Origin of the sequence: Pseudomonas benzopyrenica, from assembly GCF_036884265.1 — a bacterium.
Taxonomy (GTDB): Bacteria; Pseudomonadota; Gammaproteobacteria; order Pseudomonadales; family Pseudomonadaceae; genus Chryseomonas; species Chryseomonas benzopyrenica.
On the sequence record NZ_CP145723.1, the window covers coordinates 4,060,860 to 4,081,755 of the forward strand.

General features: G+C 65.7%; 13 protein-coding genes. 4 read left to right on the plus strand and 9 right to left on the minus strand.

Going from position 1 to position 20,896, the window contains the following annotated elements; genetic code table 11:
- Window positions 1-170: 170 nt before the first annotated feature.
- From V6W80_RS19330 to V6W80_RS19340, 3 genes are all read left to right on the plus strand, one after another.
- Complete coding sequence (locus V6W80_RS19330) at window positions 171-1,217, plus strand: glycoside hydrolase family 5 protein (protein ID WP_160923872.1); 1,047 nt, start codon at window positions 171-173, stop codon at window positions 1,215-1,217.
- Between the two features lie 294 nt (window positions 1,218-1,511).
- Complete coding sequence (locus tag V6W80_RS19335; RefSeq protein ID WP_338545121.1) at window positions 1,512-2,687, plus strand: acyltransferase family protein; 1,176 nt, start codon at window positions 1,512-1,514, stop codon at window positions 2,685-2,687.
- Between the two features lie 92 nt (window positions 2,688-2,779).
- Entirely contained in the window at window positions 2,780-4,363 is a 1,584-nt protein-coding gene (locus V6W80_RS19340) for a peptide chain release factor 3 (RefSeq protein ID WP_064307861.1), read from the plus strand.
- A 74-nt stretch (window positions 4,364-4,437) separates the two neighbouring features.
- Here V6W80_RS19340 and rmuC read toward each other — a convergent pair whose 3' ends face one another.
- The 4 genes from rmuC to recC form a co-directional block, all read right to left on the minus strand.
- Window positions 4,438-6,021: a DNA recombination protein RmuC gene (rmuC, locus tag V6W80_RS19345; RefSeq protein WP_338545122.1), complete on the minus strand. Its 1,584-nt coding sequence runs from the start codon at window positions 6,019-6,021 to the stop codon at window positions 4,438-4,440.
- 73 nt (window positions 6,022-6,094) lie between these two features.
- Entirely contained in the window at window positions 6,095-8,176 is a 2,082-nt protein-coding gene (gene recD, locus V6W80_RS19350; protein WP_338545123.1) for an exodeoxyribonuclease V subunit alpha, read from the minus strand.
- Window positions 8,169-11,831, minus strand: a complete 3,663-nt coding sequence (gene recB / locus V6W80_RS19355; RefSeq protein ID WP_338545124.1) for an exodeoxyribonuclease V subunit beta — start codon at window positions 11,829-11,831, stop codon at window positions 8,169-8,171. Before recB ends, recD begins: the two co-directional genes overlap by 8 nt.
- Window positions 11,828-15,259: an exodeoxyribonuclease V subunit gamma gene (recC, locus tag V6W80_RS19360; RefSeq protein ID WP_338545125.1), complete on the minus strand. Its 3,432-nt coding sequence runs from the start codon at window positions 15,257-15,259 to the stop codon at window positions 11,828-11,830. Before recC ends, recB begins: the two co-directional genes overlap by 4 nt.
- Before the next feature lie 181 nt (window positions 15,260-15,440).
- On the opposite strand from recC, the gene V6W80_RS19365 reads away from it, so the two are divergent.
- Window positions 15,441-15,938: a hypothetical protein gene (locus tag V6W80_RS19365; protein ID WP_338545126.1), complete on the plus strand. Its 498-nt coding sequence runs from the start codon at window positions 15,441-15,443 to the stop codon at window positions 15,936-15,938.
- A 13-nt stretch (window positions 15,939-15,951) separates the two neighbouring features.
- Here the strand turns inward: V6W80_RS19365 and yacG are convergent, their stop codons facing one another.
- The 5 genes from yacG to pilB all read right to left on the minus strand — a co-directional run bounded on the left by yacG (window position 15,952) and on the right by pilB (window position 20,748).
- Entirely contained in the window at window positions 15,952-16,149 is a 198-nt protein-coding gene (gene yacG, locus V6W80_RS19370) for a DNA gyrase inhibitor YacG (protein WP_007160931.1), read from the minus strand.
- Window positions 16,146-16,757 carry a dephospho-CoA kinase gene (gene coaE / locus V6W80_RS19375; protein WP_184290438.1) on the minus strand — a complete coding sequence of 204 codons (612 nt, stop codon included), beginning with the start codon at window positions 16,755-16,757 and terminating at the stop codon, window positions 16,146-16,148. Before coaE ends, yacG begins: the two co-directional genes overlap by 4 nt.
- Window positions 16,754-17,626 carry a prepilin peptidase gene (locus V6W80_RS19380; RefSeq protein WP_338545127.1) on the minus strand — a complete coding sequence of 291 codons (873 nt, stop codon included), beginning with the start codon at window positions 17,624-17,626 and terminating at the stop codon, window positions 16,754-16,756. Before V6W80_RS19380 ends, coaE begins: the two co-directional genes overlap by 4 nt.
- Entirely contained in the window at window positions 17,626-18,843 is a 1,218-nt protein-coding gene (locus tag V6W80_RS19385; RefSeq protein WP_064307853.1) for a type II secretion system F family protein, read from the minus strand. Before V6W80_RS19385 ends, V6W80_RS19380 begins: the two co-directional genes overlap by 1 nt.
- 210 nt (window positions 18,844-19,053) lie before the next feature.
- Window positions 19,054-20,748: a type IV-A pilus assembly ATPase PilB gene (pilB, locus tag V6W80_RS19390; protein WP_338545128.1), complete on the minus strand. Its 1,695-nt coding sequence runs from the start codon at window positions 20,746-20,748 to the stop codon at window positions 19,054-19,056.
- Window positions 20,749-20,896: the final 148 nt, after the last annotated feature.

Sequence of the window (20,896 nt, forward strand, 5' to 3'; positions counted from 1 at the left end):
CAGCCCTACCTAGCTCGCATTTCTGCGGCTTTCGCCTGGCATTAACGTCGCCTGGCGCACCTTCTGAGCAATACAGCGCAACTTCCTGACGTCTCTTCGGGCCTCATGGCGAATCGGGTCACCGTGACCCGTGCTCCTATCGTCTTCCGTCACTGTCCGGGACCTTGCCGATGACGCTACGCCTGAAAACCGCTCTCACGACCCTGCTCACTCTCCTCTGCCTGGCCATCGTGCCGGCCACCCGTGCCGATACGCGTGACTTCCCCACCGATCTGGTCGGACTGAACTTCTCCGGTGCCGGCTTCGCTCCTCATGTATTGCCGGGCAAGCCCGGCACCAACTACTTCTTTCCCGACGCCGGTCACTACCGACGCTGGGCGGCCAAAGGCATCCGCGTGATCCGCTTCCCGGTCATCTGGGAACGCCTGCAGCCCCGCCTGGGGCAGCCGCTGGATCCTGCCTATGCCAAGCTGATCGATAAGACCCTGGACAACGCCAAGCGCTATCGCATGCACGTGATCCTGGATCTGCACAATTACATGAGATACCGCGGGCAGATCATCGGCAGCGCGGCAGTGCCTTACCCGGCCTATGCCGATGTCCTGCGGCGGATCGCCCAGCGCTGGCACGAGCACCCCGCCCTCGCCGCCTACGACATCATGAACGAGCCCCACGATGCGGTTGAGCAGTGGCCGATCGCGGCGCAGCACGGCATCGATGCGGTACGCGACGTGGACCGGGCGCGCCCGATCCTGATCGAGGGTAATGGCTGGTCCAGCAGCTATCTCTGGCCGCGCTACAACGCCAAGCTGCTCGGCCTCAGGGACCCGGCCGACAACCTGATCTATTCGGCGCACGTCTATTTCGACAACGACGGTGGCGGCAAATACCTCAAGAAGGACATGACCGACTTCGACCCGGACGTCGGCATCCGCCGGGTCGAGCCCTTCATCGCCTGGCTCAAGCAGCACGGCAAGCGTGGCCATATCGGCGAATTTGGCGTACCGGACAACGATCCCCGCTGGCTGGCGGCAATGGACCGGCTGCTGGCCCGTCTGCGCAAGGAATGCATTCCGGCCATGTACTGGGCGGCCGGCCCCAACTGGGGCGACTATCCGCTGGCGATCGAGCCGGTCAAGGGCAAACCCCGACCGCAATGGACCGTGCTGCAGAAGTACGTGAAGCCGGCCGACTGCACCGACCTGGGTCCTCGCTGAGACAAGGGCGCCACGGCCGAAGCCGAACGGCGCCCACTGCCACCCGTCAGCGATTTGCCTGAAAACAAGTGATTGCCGTCACAAAAGCCAGGGCCATGGACGGCTAGGCAAGAACTTGCTGGCTTTATGCGATCAAATTGTTACAGCAAGTAATAGTTCGACTATTAAGACGCTTGCACTACCACAAGAGCTAGGATGCCATGCCACCGTTCACCCCTCCGCTCCCTTCTCTTTCCCTCTAGCGGCTGCGCTGTCTCCGCTTGCCTCGTCCTGCTGCACCGTCAGGGAATTCCCATGGAAAGATTCGTCGCTCTGGATAGCTTTCGCGGTCTATTGGCCGTCGCCGTTGTCCTCTTCCACACCTATGTCGCTCAGGCTGCCTCGGAAAATCCGCTGATAGCCAATGCCTACCTGTTCGTCGAATTCTTCTTTGTGCTCAGCGGCTTCGTGCTGATGCACACCTACGAAAATCGGCTGCGCACCCTGGACGACTATCGCGACTTCGCCATCAGTCGCTCGGCGCGGATCCTACCGCTGCACCTGGCCATGCTGGGCCTCTATGTGCTGCTGGAGAGCGGTCGCCTGTTGGCGGAAAAACTGGGGATCGGCTTCAACGATCCGGCCTTCAGCGGCGCCACCGCGCCCGAACAATTCCTGCCCAATCTGCTGCTGCTGCAATCCTGGCTGGGCGAGGCCATCACCGGCTCCTTCAACTACCCCTCCTGGAGCATCAGCATCGAGTACTACCTCTATCTGGTATTCGGCTTGCTGGTACTCAAGGGCCAGGGTCATCAGCGCCAGTGGTTCCTGGCGATCGCCCTGCTGGCCTTCGTGCAGCTGTTGTTTCCCATCCTGCCGCTGAAGACCGAGATCTTTCGTGGCCTGTCGTGCTTTTTCGCCGGCGCCTGCACCTATCGCCTCTATGTCTGGATCAAGCAGCACAATCAGGGGCAATTCGGTGGCACCCTGCTGGAGCTGGCGTGCCTGATCGCGGGTGTCGCGGTGATGACCTCGGATCTGCCGGTGCCCAAGAAGGGCGTGCTGGCGACCCTGGTGTTCTGCGTCACCATCCTCACCTTCGCCTTCGAACGCGGCCTGGTCTCCAGCGTGCTGCATCAGGGGTTCTTCGTCCGCCTGGGCGTACTGTCCTACTCGATCTACCTGTGCCACGCCGCGGTGATCTTCTTGTTCAAGAGCGCCTTCATCGTGCTGGGCAAGCTGCTGCACCATGATCTCACGGTGGTGGCGCCCTCCCATGATGTGCCGGTGCCCTTCATGATCCGCTACATCGCCACCGGCAGCCCCGTGCTGGACAACCTGATGGTACTGCTGGAGCTGGGAGTGGTCTTCGCCTTCGCCTGCCTGACCCACAGGTACATCGAGATCCCGGGCATGGCCCTGGGCAAGCGGCTGGTCCGCCGCAAACGCACCCCACCCTGCTGCGACGGCACCATCCAGCCGCAGCGCTGAGCGGAGCCCTGGCAGCCCCACCGCCCCAAGTCGGTGAGGCTGCGCTCTGCTATACTCCGCCCCCTCTTTTTTCTTCCCGCCCAGGTTCATCCATGACCACCCAGGCCGCCGAAGTCGCCAAGCGCCGTACCTTCGCCATCATTTCCCACCCCGACGCGGGCAAGACCACCATCACCGAAAAGCTGCTGCTGATGGGTCAGGCCATCGCCGTCGCGGGCACGGTGAAGTCGCGCAAATCCGATCGCCATGCGACCTCCGACTGGATGGAGATGGAAAAGCAGCGCGGCATCTCCATCACCACCTCGGTGATGCAATTCCCCTACCGCGAGCACATGATCAACCTGCTCGACACCCCCGGCCACGAAGACTTCTCCGAAGACACCTACCGCACCCTGACCGCGGTGGATTCGGCGCTGATGGTGCTCGACGGCGGCAAGGGCGTCGAACCTCGCACCATCGCCCTGATGGACGTCTGCCGCCTGCGCGACACCCCCATCGTCAGCTTCATCAACAAGCTCGACCGCGACATCCGCGACCCCATCGAACTGCTCGACGAGATCGAGGCGGTGCTCAAGATCAAGGCCGCGCCCATCACCTGGCCGATCGGCAGCTACCGCGACTTCAAGGGCGTCTATCACCTCTCGGACGACCGCATCTACGTCTACACCCCCGGCCATGGTCACGAACGCATCGCCACCAAGACCATCGACAAGCTGGACTCCGATGAAGCCCGCGCTCACCTGGGCGATCTCTACGACCGCTTCGTCGAGGAGCTGGAGCTGGTGCAGGGCGCCTGCCATGAATTCGATGGCGAGGCCTTCCTGCGTGGCGAGATGACCCCGGTGTTCTTTGGTACCGCCCTGGGCAACTTCGGTGTCGACCAGGTGCTCGACGCCGTGGTGGATTGGGCCCCGCGCCCGCTGTCGCGCGCCGCCCACGAGCGGGTGGTGGAGCCGGTAGAAGAGAAGTTCTCCGGCTTCGTGTTCAAGATCCAGGCGAACATGGACCCCAAGCACCGCGACCGCATCGCCTTCATGCGCATCTGCTCGGGCAAGTACGAGAAGGGCATGAAGCTGCGCCACGTGCGCATCAAGAAGGACCTGAAGATCGCCGACGCCCTGACCTTCTTCTCCAGTGAGCGTGAGCACCTGGACGAGGCCTTCGCTGGCGACATCATCGGTCTGCACAACCACGGCACCATCCAGATCGGCGACACCTTCACCGAAGGTGAGCTGCTGGGCTTCACCGGGATCCCGCACTTCGCCCCGGAACTGTTCCGCCGCGTGCGGCTCAAGGATCCGCTGAAATCCAAGCAGCTGCGCCAGGGTCTGCAGGAACTGGCCGAGGAAGGCGCCACCCAGGTGTTCTTCCCCGAGCGCAACAACGACATCGTGCTGGGCGCGGTGGGCGTGCTGCAGTTCGACGTGGTCGCCAGCCGGCTGAAGGAAGAATACAAGGTGGAGTGCGCCTACGAGGCCATCAACGTCTGGTCGGCGCGCTGGATCGAGTGCGATGACAAGAAGAAGCTCGAAGACTTCAAGAACAAGGCCTTCGAGAACCTGGCGGTGGATGGCGGCGGTCACCTCACCTATCTGGCGCCAACCCGGGTCAACCTGGCGCTGATGGAAGAGCGCTGGCCGGAGATCAAATTCCGCGCCACCCGCGAGCATCACTAAGCGCTATCGTCTTGACCGGTGCGCCTGATACCGGTCAGGCGTACCTGCCCTCCCCCTGAACCCGTAGCGCCAGATCAGCCCTGGTCGGAAGATTCGGCCGCGGCTTCCAGCTCGACCATCGTCAGCTCCAGCTCCGCCCGCTCGGTCCACTGACCGTCCAGTTCGGTGCGTACCGCCACGCCCAGTTCCTTGAAGTCGGCCACCTGCTTGACCAGGTTGCCCGGGCCGCCCACCAGTTGGCCGCAGGCCTTGCGATAGGCTTCGCCGGCCTTGTCCAGACTCTTGCCGATGCCGTCCATGCTGCCGAGAAAGGTACGCAGCTTGTCGTAGACCTTGCCCGCGCGCTCGGCCAGTTCGGCGGTGTGGCGATTCTGGTCCTCGAAGCGCCAGAGCTGGCGGACGATGTTGAGGCTGGTCAGCAGGGTGGTCGGCGTGGCCACCAGCACGTTCTGCTCGATGGCGCGCTGGAACAGGCTTTCGTCGGCCTTGAGCGCTTCGACGAAGGCCGATTCGATGGGAATGAAGAGAAAGACCATCTCCGGCGAATTCAGCCCCGGCAGGCTGAAGTACTCGCGATCGGCCAGCTCGCGGATGCGGTCGCCCACGGCGCGCACGTGCTCGCCCAGGGCCAGGTGACGCTCGCCTTCGTCCTCACTGTTGACGTAGCGGGTATAGGCATTGAGCGATACCTTGGCGTCCACCACCAGGTGCTTCTTCTGCGGCAGATGGACCAGCACGTCCGGCCGTCGCCGCCCGGTCTCGGTGGTGAAGCTGCGCTCGCGGACGAAGTCGCGACCCTCGCGCAGGCCGGAACGCTCCAGCACATTTTCCAGGATCAGTTCACCCCAGTTGCCCTGGGCCTTCTTCTGGCCGCGCAGGGCGGTGGCCAGGTCATGGGCTTCCTGAGTGATCTGGCGGTTGAGCTCCTTGAGGTCGAGCAGTTGCTGGCCAAGGGCCGCCTGCTGCTGGACATCCTTGTGGTGGATGTCCTCGACCTTGGCGCGAAAGCCTTCGATCTGCTCGCGGAACGGCCGCAACAGCGCATCCAGCGATTGCTGGCTGTGCTGGGCGAAGGCCTGGCCCTTGGCGTCGAAGATGCGTCCGGCCAGTTGTTCGAATTCCAGCTTGAGTTGCTCGCGACTCTCGCGCAGCAGCAGCTGCTGCGCCTGGAAGTGCTCTTCCTTCTGCTCCAGGGTGGTCCTGAGCGTCGCATGCTCTTCGGCCAGACGCGCATGGCGCTCCTGTACCTCGGCGTGCAGCTGTTGCTCGCGGTGCTGGCGTTCGCGCAGTTCGGCGAGCTGCTCCTGGCTACCCTGCAGCTGGGCGCGGGCGGCCTCGGCCAGGGCGTGTTGTTCGGCGGCCTGCAACTGGGCCTGGCGGGTCTGCTGGCGCAACTCGGCTTCCAGGTCGCGATTGGCCTCCAGTTGGCGCTGCAGGGCGGCGGTGCGTTCGCGCTCGGCGCCCAGCTCCACCACCTGGCGACCATTGGCCAGCTCGGCCCGCTGCAGGTCGTCGCGCAGCATGTCGTAGCGCTCGGCGGCGCTGTCGAGTTGCTGTTGCAGATAGCGCTGGCGCCCGGTCAGCCAGACGGCCGAACCCGCCCAGCCGGCCAGCAGCAACAGGGGAAGCACAAGGGAAACGAAAGGCAGGGAAGTCATGGCGCTCTCATCGCGGACGGCTCCCCTCACCTTAGGCAGGCGCAGGAGGAGCGTCCAGCATTTATCTGTACATTTACACAGTGTTTCGCAAATCCAGGTCCAGGCCGCTGACACGGCGGACTCGACGGGCCACGGCCTCGGCGAAGATGCCGCCGCGGGCCTCGATCAGGGTGAAATCATCGCGTGCCCGGGTGATGCCGGTATAGACCAGCTCCTTGGTCAGCACCGGACTGAGCTGCTCGGGCAGCAGCAGCGCCGTGTGGGCGAACTCCGAGCCCTGGGACTTGTGCACGGTCATGGCGAACACCGTCTCCACCGCCGCCAGCCGACTGGGCAGGACGAATCTAAGACCGCCGCTGCCATCGCCACGGGGAAAGGCGACCCGCAGGACCTTGCGCCCGGGCTGGTTGGCGTCCGGCAGGCAGAGGGTGATGCCGATGTCACCGTTCATCAGGCCCAGGCTGTAGTCGTTGCGCGTCACCAGCACCGGGCGACCCTCGTACCAGCCGTGCTCGCCCGTGAGCAAACCGGCGGTCAACAGGGCGTTGGCGATGCGCAGATTGAGGCCCTCCACGCCCCAGGGGCCCTTGCGCACGGCGCAGAGCAGCTGGAAGTCGTCGAAGGCGGCCAGCACCTGGCCGGCCCAGCGCGTCCAGACCGGATCCTCCAGCACGCTGTCGAGTTGCGGCCGCGTCTCATGCAGGACCTCAAGATAATGACGATAGCCACGGGCGCGCCCACGTCCTTCCAGTACCAGACGCTCCAGGGCGCGATCCTCCGGTCCCTTGAGCAGCACCCGGTGCAGGTCGGCGTAGCCGCCGTCGACCAGCACCTGCTGCGCGCCCATGCCGTCCTGGGCATTGACCCGGCGCGCCAGTTGGCCGATACCGCTGCCGGCGCCGAAGCGGCGCGAGCGCCTGAGCATCACCACCTGCTGGGCCAGGGCGTCACCCTGGTCGTCGCCGACCGCCAGCGCCGCCTGGGCCAGCGACTGGCCACTCACCCCTTCCAGCCAGGCCCGGGTGGCCGGACTGTAGCGTCCGGCTTCGGCATCCCGGCAGAGATCGCCCAGCACCGCGCCCGCCTCCACCGAGGCCAGCTGGTCCTTGTCGCCGAGCAGCACCAGTCGCGCCCGCGGCGGCAGGGCCGCCAGCAGGCTGGCCATCATTTCCAGGTCGATCATCGAGGCTTCGTCCACCACCAGCACGTCCAGCGGCAAGGGATGCCCGCGGTGATGGCGGAAGTGACGGGTATTGGGCCGACTGCCCAGCAGCCGGTGCACCGTGGTCACTCCCGTAGGGATGTGCCGGCGCAGTTCGTCGTCCACCGGCAGGCGACTGACCTGGCCGCCGATCGATTCGGTGAGCCGCGCGGCCGCCTTGCCCGTGGGCGCGGCCAGGCGGATACGCAGGGGCCGACCGGCCGCCACCGCCGGCGCCTGGAGCAGCGCCAGCAGCCGTACCACGGTGGTGGTCTTACCGGTACCGGGGCCGCCGGTGACGATGCTGAAGGCACCACGCACCGCCAGGGCGCAGGCCAGCTTCTGCCAGTCGGGTTCGCCGCCCGCGTCGGGGTCCGGCGGAAACAACCGGTCGAGGCGCTCGGCGAGATCCGCCGGCAGCGGCTCGGGGGTGGCCAGGCGCTGGCGCAGGCTGGCGGCCACCGCGCGCTCATAATTCCAGTAGCGGCGCAGATAGAGGCGCTCACCGCCGAGCACCAGCGGTCGCTCCGGACAGCTGCCGTCGGCATCGACCAGCACGCTGGCCAGCAGCGCCTGCCGCCAGGCCTCCAGGGTATGGCCGTGCAGCAACTGGGACGGCAACAGCGACGCACGCGCCTCGTCGCCCTCGGGCGGCAGCGACAGGGCGGCATCGGGATTGCGCAGGGTGGCGGCGAGATCCAGGCAGACATGGCCATGGCCGAGCTGATGGCTGGCTAGGGCCGCGGCCAGCAGCATCGCCGAGTCGCCCTGGGGCTCGAGTTCACCGAGAAAGCTGGTGAAGGCCCGGTCCACCTGGCGCAGCCAGCCGCGCTGCACCCAGAGCTCCAGCAGGCGAAAGAGGTCATCGCGCTGTTCGAGCGGTGCCAGGGGGCGCTCCTGGGCCAGGGACGCCAGGCGCAGCAGCCGTTCGGTAGCGGGGCTGAAATCAGACATGGGCAATCTCCGCACCGCTGAACAGCAAATCCAGGGTCTCGATCAGGGCCTGGGCGGGACGATCGACGAAGACGCCGTGGCCGGCAGGATCGCAGCCGCGCAGGAAGAGGTAGACGGCGCCGCCGAAGTGGCGCTCGTAGCTGTAGCCGGGCAGCCGCGCCTTGAGCAGGCGGTGCACGGCCAGGCTGTAGAGCACGTACTGTAGGTCGTAACGCTTGGCCAGGACGGCGGCTTCCATGGCCGCGCGGGTATAGGCGCCGGCCTCGGCGCCCAGCCAGTTGGACTTGTAATCCACTACGAAATAGCGCCCCTCGTGCTCGAACACCAGGTCGATGAAGCCCTTGAACAGACCATTGAGCTGGCCCGGCTCCAGCATCGGCCGTGCCTGGCCGCCATGGGTGCCGCGGCGAACCAGATCGTCCAGCCGCTCCAGATCGACGCCATGGGTGGCGAACCAGAACTCCATCTCCACCTGATAGCGCGCCAGTTCGCCCAGGCGCTGGCCTCCCCCCGGCAAGGGCAGCGGCAGCTCCAGCAACTGGCGCAGCCAGCCCTGCAGGATGGGAATCCAGTGATTCCAGCCGCGTCGCTGGCAACGCCGAGCGATCAGGTCATCCAGCCGCTCGGGCGCGGCCTGGATGGCGGCGAAGCCTTCTTCGCCGACCCACTCCAACAGGCTGTGCAGGAAGGTGCCCGGACCGGGGCCGCGGGGAAAGCGATGCAGGTCTTCGCCGGCCGCGGGCTGGCGAGCCTCGTCCGGGGCGAGACGGTCATCGTCGAACAGCTTCTGGGCCGCCGGGGTATCCAGATCCAGTTCCAGGTTCAGCTGGCCTTCCTCCCGCGCTTCGCCCACGCGCGTGCCGATGCGCAGGGCGCTGTAGGAGGCGATCCACCAGTCCTCGCGGGCCGCGCGACGGGCCGTCAGCGCCCTGAGGGTCACCGGAGCCTCGCGGGCTTCGGGCAGCCGGGTCGGATCAGCCTCGGGCAGCGGCAGGATAAGGGTGTCGGATTGAGCGCCGATCAGGGTGGCCAACGCCGTTCCCAGGGCTGCTGAACTGGCCAGGGGCTCGCCGCCGGTGGCCAGATAACCCAGGGCGCTGCGGGCGAAGCCAGACTCCTTGCTGCGGCCACGTTTGAGATCGGCCACCCCGACCCAGCAGGCGTGGCGGGCCCGGGTCAGGGCGACATAGAGCAGCCGCAGGTCTTCAGCCAGGCGTTCGTCGTCGGCGCGGGCCAGCTCCTCGGCGGAGGGTTTGAAGGTACGGTGCAACTGGCCCTGGTCGTCGTGATAGCGCAGTGGCAGGCTGGCGCCCTCCTCGGCGCGATAGGCGCAGGCGAAGGGCAGGAACACCAGCGGATACTCCAGGCCCTTGGACTTGTGCACCGTCACCACCTTGACCAGCTCGGCGTCGCTTTCCAGGCGCAGGATCTGCTCGTCGGCGGCGCCCTGGGCGGCCAGTTGCTCCGCCAGGTGGCGGATCAGCGCCTGTTCGCCGTCCAGCTCGCCAGCGGCGCGCTGCAGCAGTTCGGCGAGGTGCAGCAGATTGGTCAGCACCCGCTCGCCATCGGCACGGGCCATCAACCGCTGCGGCAGGCGGAAGTCCTGCAGCAGGCGGCGCAACATGGGCAACACGCCCTGGGTGCGCCAGAGCTGGCGATAGCCACGGAATTGCAGCACCCGCGACTCCCAGGCCTGCTCGTCGTGGTTGAGGGCATCGAGCTCGGCGAGCGGCAGGTCGAGGGTCAGGCTACCCAGGGCTGCGCGCAGCCGGCGATCCACATCGGGCTCGGCACAGGCCTTGAGCCAGTCCAGCAGGCAGCGGGCCTCCTGGGCGGTGAACACCGAATCCTTGTCCGACAGATAGACGCTACGCACCCCACGGCGCACCAGGGCCTGGCGGACCGCCTGGGCCTCGCTGCCGGCGCGCACCAGGATGGCGATATCGGCGGGCCGCAGCGGCACCAGTTCGCCGTCTTCACGGCGAAAGCCAGCCTTGCCCTCGGCGGCCAGGCTCAGCAGCCGGACGATCTCGCTGGCGGTGCTCTCGGCCAGGGTGGCGCGATAGGCGGTACCGGCCAGCGGCTCGTCGCCCGCCAACTGCCAGAAGGTCAGGGCCACACCCGGCACGCTGTCGATTTCCAGGGCTTCGCGCCGGCCCTGGGCGCGGACCGGCTCGAAGGGCACCGGATTGTCCTCGCCCTCGCGGAACAGGAAGGCAGCGCGCGGTGCCGTCATCTCGCCATGCTGGAATACCCGGTTGACCGCCGCGACCATGGCGGCGGTGGAGCGGAAGTTGGTATCCAGCGAGTGCAGGTGGCCGGCATTGGCGCGACGGGCCTGCAGATAGGTATGGATATCGGCGCCGCGAAAGGCATAGATGGCCTGCTTGGGATCGCCGATCAGGAACAGTCCGGTGCCCTCCTCTGCGCCGTAGACGGTGCTGAAGATGCGGTACTGCACCGGATCGGTGTCCTGGAACTCGTCGATCAGCGCCACCGGGAACTGCTCGCGGATTAGCGCCGCCAGCCGCGCGCCGGCGCCATCGGCCTGCAGCGCCCGGTCCAAGCGGGTAAGGATGTCGTCGAAACCCAGCTCGGCGCGGCGCAGCTTCTCGCGCTCGAATTTCTGCTGCACCCAGGCCGCCGCGTGCTCCAGCAGCGGCACCTCGGGGCTGGGCAGCTCGGCGAGTTGCCCGGGCAGCCGCGCCATGGCCGCCAGGGCCGGATGATCCGGCGGACTGGCCTTGGTCCAGGCCTCGGCGAAGCCCTCCTCAGTCAGCCGGGTAAAGCCGGTGCCGATATCCAGGTCCTCGCTAGCGGGGTTGTCCGCCCAGGCGACCAGCTTGTCGCACCAGGGCCCGAAGAATCGCTTCTGCAATTTGCGACCATCGACCACCTTGGCGTCGCAGCCGGCCTGGCAGAGATCGCGCAACTCTTCGGCCCACCTGCTCCAGGGCGCCTTGAGCCGCGCCAACCGCTCTCGGCGTTCGGCCAGGGCGGTGGCCAGCAAGGCGGCGGGTTCGCCCCGGGGGGCGCCCAGGGCCTCGCTCAACAGGGGGCGCAGGCGTACGGCCAGGGCACGGGGTTCGCCCCAGTGCTCGATCACCCAGTCCAGCGCTTCCCCTTCGAGGGGATAGCAGAAGCGCCGCCAGTAGTCGCGCACCACCTGGGCGAGCAGCTCGCTCTGGTCCTGCTCCAGGTTCTGCACGAAGAGACTGCCACTGTCGAAGGCGTGCTCACGGAGCATGCGCTGGCACCAGCTGTGGATGGTGGAGACGGCCGCCTCGTCCATCCACTGGGCGGCGATGTCCAGGCGCCGAGCGCAATCGGCCCAGGCCTCGACTGAAAAATCCTCGCGCAACTCAGCGAGCAAGGAATCGGGTGCCACGATCTCGTCACGGAAGAAGCGCGCCGCCTCGGCCAGGCGATGGCGAATGCGGTCGCGCAATTCCTGGGTGGCGGCTTCGGTAAAGGTCACCACCAGGATCTGCGGCGGCAACAGGTCGCGGCCAAAGGCCGTCTCGGACGTACCGTGGCCCAGCACCAGACGCACATAGAGCGCGGAGATGGTGAAGGTCTTGCCGGTGCCGGCACTGGCTTCGATGAGCTGATTGCCCTGCAGCGGAAAGCGCAGGGCGAGCGGACGCTGGCTCATGCCTGTCCCTCCCCACCAACCACCTGCCAGCCGGCGGTATGCACCGGCGCATAGAGGGTCTGGCACCAGCCGTCGAATTCCTCGTCGGCCAGCAGCGCGGCGAAATCCGGATACTGCCGACGCAGCGCCGGATGGGTCGCCGCCTCGCCCTGATAGGCCTGCTCGGCCGCGGCCAGGGCCTTGTCCGGCTCATTGGCCAGCCAGGCGAAGGCGGTGCGCGGCGCCACCGGCAACGGACGCCGCTGGCCCAGTGCCCAGGCGTCCAGCAATTCATCCAGCTGCCGCCGGGCCAACTCGGCGTCCAGCGGCGCCAGCAGCAGGGTCAGATCGGTCGCCACCACCGCGGTGGTCAATTTCAGGCCACCCGCCGCAGCGACCAGATGCTGCACCCAGGGCCGTAGCAATCGGTGCCACTTGCGAGTGCGGGTATTGCCCAGGCCATTGGCCTGGGCGGTCAGGGCCAGCAGGCCCTCAGGGCCACGACGCAGGCGTTCGAGGTTGGCCACCAGTTGCAGCTCTTTGTGTGCGAGATCCAGGGTCACGGCCTCTTCCAGGGGTTCGGGCCAGCGTAGCGTCAGGGCCTCGACCTGGGCGACCACGGCAGGCAGAGGCTCGCGCAAGGCCCGCCCGGCCCGCTCGCCAAAACCCGCCAGCGGCAAGCGACCACTGCCGCGCAGGCGCTCCGCGGCGGCCATGAGCGCCTGGTCGGCCTCGGCAGGCTCAGCCAGTGCCGCCGCCAGCAGGTCTTCGCCCAACTGGTAGCGGGTCAGGGCATCCAGACCGAAGGGCTCTTCGTCTTCCGCCGGCGCATCGGGCGCAGCGAAATGCACCTTGAGTCGATTGGCGAAGAACAGATCCACCGGTCCGCGCAGAAAGCGGGCGAGATCATCGAGGCCCAGGGGCTCTTCGGGTACCAGCAGCGGCAGCAGGGCATCCTCATTGCGCGTGGTGCGGTCATGCACGCCCAGCCATTCAGCGGCAAAGCTGAAATACCCACGTTCGCCGCGGAAGTAACGGGCGCTGAAGGGTTGCAGCGGATGCTCCTGGGTCAGGGCCGCCAGGAGGCGCTCCGGCTCCTCTTCATGCCCCGCCAGCCGCCAACCGGCCTGGAGATGGTCACGCAACTGGGCGACCAGCACCGACGGCGGGCGCTCGCTGTTGTCGCGGATGCTGCGCCCCACCCAGCTGACATAGAACTGATCGCGCGCCGAGAGCAACGCCTCCAGCAGCAGATAGCGGTCGTCCTCGCGCCGCGAGCGGTCACCGGGGCGATAGTCCTGGGCCATGAGGTCGAAATCCAGCGGCGACTGGATGCGCGGATAGGCACCGTCGTGCATGCCCAGCAGACAGACCACGCGGAAGGGGATGGCGCGCATGGGCATCAGGGTGCAGAAATTGACCGCCCCGGCGAGAAAGCGCTGGGCCAGGCCCCCGGAATCCAGTCCGGCCAGCCAGGCCTCGCGGACCACGGTGAGCGGTAGCTCTTCATCCAGGGCGACGTCCTCGCACAACTCCAGCCAGCGCTCACGGAGATTTTCCAGCTGCTCCAGCAGGTATTCGTCGTGCTCGTCCTGGGCACTGAAGAACAACGCCAGCAACGCCTGCAGGCGGGCGCCCCACTCCGCCGGCCGGGCCGGCTGGGCCAGCGCCGCCTGGGCCGCGTCCAGGGCATCGAGCAGATCCACCAGCGGCCCGACCAGGGCCGCGTCCAGGCCACCCACCTCGTCGAAGGGCTCGATATCGCCCAGGGCGGCGCCACTGCCCACGGCGTAGCCCAGCAGCATGCGTCTCAGGCCGAAGCGCCAGGTGTTCTGGGTCAGACCTTCGGGCAGGTCGAGGCGACTGCGCTGCTCGGCATCCAGCCCCCAGCGCACGCCGGCGCCTTCCAGCCAGAGATGCAAGGTCGGCAGGTCACCCTCACGCAGGCCGAAGCGGGTACGCAGGGCCGGGACGTCCAACAGGTCGAGGATCTCGCTCAGGGCGAAGCGGCTGTCAGGCAGCTGCAGCAGATGCTCCAGGGCGATCAAAAGCGGCTGGAAGCCACGCTGGTGCTGGTCAGCCAGGCTGAAGGGAATGAAACGCGGATCCTGGCGGTCGAGCTGGCCGAACACTGCACGAATGTGCGGCGCATAGGCGTCGATGTCCGGCACCATGACGATGACGTCGCGCGGCCGGAGGCTGCTGTCGCTGTTGAAGCGCGCCAGGAGCTGGTCGTGGAGAATCTCCACCTCGCGCTGCGGACTGTGGGCCACATGGAAGCGCATGGATCTGTCCCGCGCCGGATCCACTGCCGGCCAGCGTTCGCGGGTCTCGGTCAGCGGGCGCAGCTCGAGGATATCGTCCTGCAACTGACCGAGCAGATGCTGGGGTTCAGTCTCGGCGAAGAGGTCGATGCGTCCGCCGTTGAGGTCCTCGAACAGCCGACGATAACCGTCGGGCTCGTCGAACTCGTCCAGCAGGTGGATGTAGTCGCGGCCCTGCTTGCCCCAGCTCGCGAGCAGCGGCTGACCATGCTGATGCAGCGCCTCGGCATCCAGCGTCTGGGGCATGCCCGGCTTGCGCTGCTGGCGCCGATAGTTCTGCCGCAGGAGATCCTGGTCGGCGACGATGTCGGACCAGTGGTGGCGACAGGGATTGTGCACGCAGAGCAGCACCTGGCTGAAGCGCGCCAGCGCGGCCAGGGCTTCGAGGGTCTGCGCCGGGATCGCCGACAGACCAAAAATCACCACCCGCCGCGGTAGACCGGCCGGCGCTTCGGTAGCCGCCTGCATCACCTCCAAAAAGCGCCGGTGCACGCCGGCACGGCTGCGGGCCAGACCACCATCGCCCACATCATCCAGCAGCGCCCGCCACAGCTGCGCCTGCCAACGGCAACTTTCCGGCAAGGGACGCCGACCGTCGCGCAGGCTGGCCAGCAGATCGCGGCCCGCTGCCCAGTCGTTGAGCCAGTCGGCGCGGTAGACCTGGTAGCCGTCATAGAGATCGGCCAGACGCTCGGCCAGTTGGTAGCGCTTGCGCAGATCGCCGTCATCGTCGAGAAAACGCCGCAGTGCGGCGAAGTCGGGCTGCAGGAGCAGGGTCGGCAGGAGTCGCATCAGGCGCCAGGTCAGGGGTGCGCGGTCCAGCGGCGAGGATGGCGGTACCTGGTCACGACCCAGCACCTGGCGATAGGTCCGCCAGAGAAAGGCCGCTGGCAACTGCACCTCGAGGGCTGCGGCGACTCCGCAGCCACCCTCGTCGTCGCCGCGCGGATCCTCGGCCAGCGCCAGCTTGAGCCACTGGGCGATGCCGTTGCTCTGCACCAGCACCTGTTCGTTTTCCAGCGGCGCCAGGGGATAGCGCCGCATCCAGCCGACCGCCAGGCCGCGCAGCTCTTCGAGCCGATTGCCGTGTACCACCATGAATCCGGGAGTGAGCGCCTCGGACATCCTACGCCTCGCTGTTCGCTATCTGCGGCCAGGGTAAGGATCACCCGCGCCAGACACCAGCCCGCAATGTGATGACCGACGCATGACCCAGTGCACAGCCGCTCCGTCCAGCCGCCTATCACGGGGCTTCAGCCGGTAGACTCACGGTCTATCGGCCGTCGGCCATCGACAGGATGTTTTCATGCGTTTCCTCGTTGCCCTTCCCCTGCTCCTGGGCGCTGCCCTCGCCCATGCCGATAACGGCGAACTCGTCGACTGCGCCAGCCTGCAGGCCCAGTTGCCACTGCCGCTACTCCAGCAGACCTCCGGCCTGCCCCTGGCCTATGCCCGGCAGATCGCCGGCGGCTGCGCCTTCACCGATCGTGACACCGGCCAGCCGGCCAACTATCTGCTGGGCCTGTCGGCGGGCTACGAGAACGGTGGCAGGGCGCTGCCCAAACTGCGGCGACAGGTGCAATCGCTCGCCGAGCGGCTGGAGTGCAAGGCCATCGACGGCCTCGGCGAAGGCGCCAGTGCCTGCAGCAAGCCCTTGCTGGGCACCCAGGTGTTCTTCATCAAGCGCGACCGCATCCATACGGTGACGGCGTCGAGTCCGCTGGAATACGAGAAACCCGAGCTGGCGGCCAAACTGCGCCAGGCAGCCCAGGCCACCGCCCAGGCGTGGGCGCAACGGCTATGAGGGAAGGCGTGTCCTAGTGGCCGCGCCGATTGAGGTCTTCCGAATAGAGATCGTCTTCCAGCTCATTGCCCGGGATGGCATGTTCTTCCGCCGCCCAGGCCCCCAGGTCGATCAGTTTGCAGCGGTCGGAACAGAAGGGCCGATTGGCGCTCTTCTCGCTCCATTCCACGGGTGCGCCACAGGTGGGGCAGTCCACGGTGAGAGTGCTCATGCTTGGCCTCCGTCAAGGGTCAGATAAAAGGAATGCAGGCGCTCCACCTCGGTGTGGAGCGTGGCGAGATCGCCGTCGTTGCAGATGACGTCATCCGCCTTGGCCAGCCGCTCGGCCCGCGGCAGCTGGGCCGCCAGGATGGCTCGTACCTGAGCCTCTTCCACCCCGTCACGGCGCATGGCTCGCTCAAGCTGGAGCGCTTCCGGCGCGTCTATCACCAGCCCGCGGCGGACCAGTGCCCGTTGCCCGGATTCGAACAGCAGCGGCGACACCAGGATGGCATAGGGCGACGCGGCCCGGGCCAGGGCCGCCAGGATTTCCTGGCGAATCAGGGGGTGCAGCAGGGCTTCGAGCCAGCGCCGCTGGGCCGGATCGGCAAAGATCGCCGCCCGTAGCGCCGCCCGGTTCAGGCTGCCGTCCGGCTGCAAGACAGCCGGCGAAAAATGCCCGGCGATCTCGGCCAGCGCCGGTCGTCCCGGCTCGACCACCCAACGGGCGGCCTGATCGGCGTCGACACAGGTGATACCCAGGCGGGCGAAATGTTCGGCAGCGGCGCTCTTGCCACTGCCGATGCCCCCGGTCAGGCCGAGGGTCCAGGCAGAAGTCATCGGAATCCGGCGAAATTCAGGTACAGGCCGGTTATTTGATCACCCCAGAGCAAGGCAATCCACCCCGCCACGGCCAGATAGGGACCGAAGGGCAAGGGCGTGCTGGTTTCCGCCCTTCGCAGACGCAGGGTGATAACGCCCAGGATGGCGCCCACCAGCGACGACAGCAGGATGGTGAGCGGCAGGATCTGCCAACCGCCCCAGGCGCCGAGCAGGGCCAGCAGTTTGAAGTCGCCATAGCCCATGCCTTCCTTGCCGGTCACCAGGCGGAACAGCTGGAACACCAGCCACAGACTCAGATAGCCCGCCACCGCCCCCCAGACGGCATCGCCGAGGTTGGTGAACAGCCCGAACTGATTGGCGATCAACCCCAGCCACAACAGCGGCAGGACGATCACGTCCGGCAACAGCTGATGATCGGCATCGATCAGACTGGCCGCCAGCAGCACCCAGGTCAGCAGCAGGAAAGCCCCGCCCTGCCAGGTGACGCCTAGATGCCAGATCACCCAGGCGGATAGCAGTCCGCAGGCCAACTCCACCAGCGGATAGCGCAGGCTGATCGTCGCCTGGCAGCCCTTGCAACGACCGCGCAAGAGCAGATAGCTCAACACCGGCACGTTTTCCCAAGGCCGCACGGCGCGCTGGCAATGGGGGCAACGGGAACCAGGCCGCGCCAGGTTGAAAGGCGCCCCTTCCGGCTCGGCCGGCAGCTCCAGCACCTCACGCGCCTCCGCCTGCCAATCGCGTCTCAGCATCACCGGCAGGCGATAGACCACCACATTGAGAAAGCTGCCCACCAGCAGCCCCAGGACCAGCGCGCACAGCGCCGCGGCCAGCGGCGCGCCAGCCAGGAACTCCAGAAGTACCATTAGACGACGTTGCCGAGCTGGAAGATGGGCAGGTACATGGCAATGATCAGACCACCCACCAGGACCCCCAGAACCGCCATGATCATCGGCTCCATCAGGGTGGTGAGGTTGTCGACCATGTTGTCGACCTCGTCTTCATAGAAGGTCGCCACCTTGGACAGCATCTCGTCCAGGGAACCGGACTCCTCGCCGATGGCCGTCATCTGGATGGCCATGGACGAGAACACCCCGGTGGTACGCATGGAGAAGTTGAGCTGCATACCGGTGGAAACATCGCCCTTGATCTTCTCCACGGCATTGCGGAACACCACGTTGCCGGTTGCTCCCGCCACCGAATCAAGAGCATCCACCAGGGGCACACCGGCCGCGAAGGTGGTAGCCAGCGTGCGAGCATAACGGGCAATGGCCGACTTATAGAGAATGGAGCCAATCAACGGGATCTTCAGCAATCCACGATCCGTGGCGTCGCGAAACTTTTCCGATTTCTTATAGAAGTGCCGCAGGACGAAAGCCAGTACGAAGAGCCCGCCCAGTACCAGCAACCACCATTCCTGCAGTACCTCGGAAATGGCGATGACCATAAGGGTGAACGCCGGCAACTGAGCACCGAAACCCTCGAACACCGACTGGAACTGAGGCACTACCTTGATCAACAGGATAGCCGAGACGATCACCGCGACTACCACTACTGCCGCCGGATAGGTCATGGCCTTCTTGATCTTCTTTTTCAGCGCCTCGGTCTTTTCCTTGTAGGTGGCCACTCGATCCAGCAAGGTCTCCAGGGCACCGGATTGCTCGCCAGCGTCCACCAGGTTGCAATAGAGATCGTCGAAGTATTGGGGTTGCTTGCGCAGGGAGTTGGCCAGGCTGTTACCCGCGGCGACATCCTGTTTGATGTCGTCCACCATCTTGCGCATGTTGGGATTGTCGAAGCCTTCGCCAATGATGTCGAAGGCCTGCAGCAGGGGCACACCCGCGCTCATCATGGTCGCCAGCTGCCGGGTGAACAGGGCGATATCCATGGGCTTGATCTTCTTGCCCTTGCCGAACAGCGACACCGACTTCTTGCGCACCCGGGTCGGATTGATCCCCTGCTTGCGCAGTTGCGCCTTGATCAACGCAGGGTTCAGGCCCGTCATCTCGCCCTTCACCTTGGTCCCTTTGCGATCGGTCCCCTCCCAGGTGAAGCTGCCCATCTTGATAGCTTTATCGGCCATGGCCTCGACTCGTCAAAGGCTCGGCCCGCCGTGGCAGGCCCGTCAAAAGAATGCTCTGTGCAGAGCAGGTTGCGGCTTTGGAGGCAAGCATCGCGCCAAATGCCAACGTACTACGCACCCCGTGATGCCAAAGGCCTAGGCACGGGTATTAACCGGTGCTCCGATTTAGTCCCCTCTCCCTACGGGAGAGGGCTAGGGTGAGGGAAGCCGTTAATCCTTAGTAACCCGATTGATCTCTTCCAAACTGGTAATCCCCTGCATCGCCTTCACCAACCCCGACCGCCGAAGATCATTGAAGCCCTCTTTGCGCATCCGCGCTGCGATTTCGATGGAGTTGCCCTCCTCCATGATCATCTGCTGCAGCGCCGGGGTGATCTTCACCACTTCATAGATACCCACGCGCCCGCGATAGCCGGCGTTGCAGTCTTCACAGCCGACAGGCTGGTACAGGGTGAAGCTGCCGATCTCTTCTTCCTTGAAGCCTTCCGCCAACAAGGCCTCACGGGGCACCTCATAGACTTTCTTGCACTTGTTGCACAGTTTGCGCGCCAGGCGCTGGGCGATGATGAGGTTGACCGAGGTCGCCAGGTTGAAGGCGGGCACCCCCATGTTACGTAGACGCGTCAGGGTTTCCGCCGCGCTGTTGGTGTGCAGGGTCGACATCACCATGTGGCCGGTCTGGGCTGCCTTGATGGCGATTTCCGCCGTTTCCAGGTCCCGGATCTCACCGACCATGATCACGTCGGGATCCTGACGCAGGAAGGCTCGTAGCGCCTGGGAGAAGTCGAGTCCCTGACGCGGGTTGACATTGACCTGATTGATGCCTTCCAGATTGATCTCCACCGGGTCTTCCGCAGTGGAAATATTGATGTCTTCGGTATTGAGGATATTAAGGCCGGTATAAAGGGAGACCGTCTTGCCCGAGCCGGTCGGCCCGGTCACCAGGATCATCCCCTGCGGCTGCTTGAGCGCCTGCAGGTAGAGCTCCTTCTGCACATCCTCGTAGCCCAGGGCATCGATCCCCATCTGGGCGCTTGAGGAGTCCAGAATCCGCATCACAATCTTCTCACCCCAAAGGGTGGGCAAGGTATTGACCCGGAAGTCGATGGACTTGGTCTTGGAGACCTTCAGCTTGACCCGGCCATCCTGGGGTTTGCGGCGCTCGGAGATATCCATATTGGACATCACCTTGAGCCGCGCCGATATCCGCGACACCAACTGCACGGGCGGCCGCGCCGCCTCGTGCAGGACGCCATCGGTACGAAAGCGTACCCGGTACATCTTTTCATAGGGCTCGAAATGCAGGTCGGACGAGCCCTTCTTGATGGCATCGAGTAGCATCTTGTTGACGAACTTCACCACCGGAGCATCGTCGGCATCGGTCCCGGCTACGGCTTCCTGAGGGCGCTCGCCACTTTCCAGATCCACATCGAGATCGATGTCGCCGAGGTCGAGCCCGCCCGTACCGCCATCAAGGTACTTTTCTATGGCTTGGTGCAGCTTGTCATCTTCGACCAGCACTACCTCGACCGCCAGTTTGCTGCCGAAGGATACGTCGTTGATAGCCTGCTGATTGGTCGGGTCGGAAAGCGCAATGAAGAGCTTGTTACCCCTTTTGCTCAAGGGCAGGAAGTGATGCTGTTGCATCAGCTTTTCATTGACGATGTCCTTGGGCAGTTGCTCCTTGTCGATGGCCGCCAGATCGAGAAAGGGCACGCCGAACTCCTGGGCCGCCAACTCCGCCAGCGGCCGGCTCTGCACCAGCCGCTGCTGAACGAGATAGGTCACCAGCGGCACCTTGGCCTGCTTGGCCTTGACCACCGCCTGCTGGGCCGCCGCCTCTGCCAGCAGTTGGGCATCAACCAACTGCCGTGCCAGCCCTGACAGCATAACCATCTCGTTCATTGTCTTTCCTACTCTTGGCTACAGCAGGCGTTATAGCACCCACCGAGGCGCCCGCAAAATGGCGCCAGACAGCTGACATTTTTTGTCATCACCTGCCCCTTTGTTGACACCTATCGCGAAGAAAACGTGCTGCAGTCGCCACTTTTCC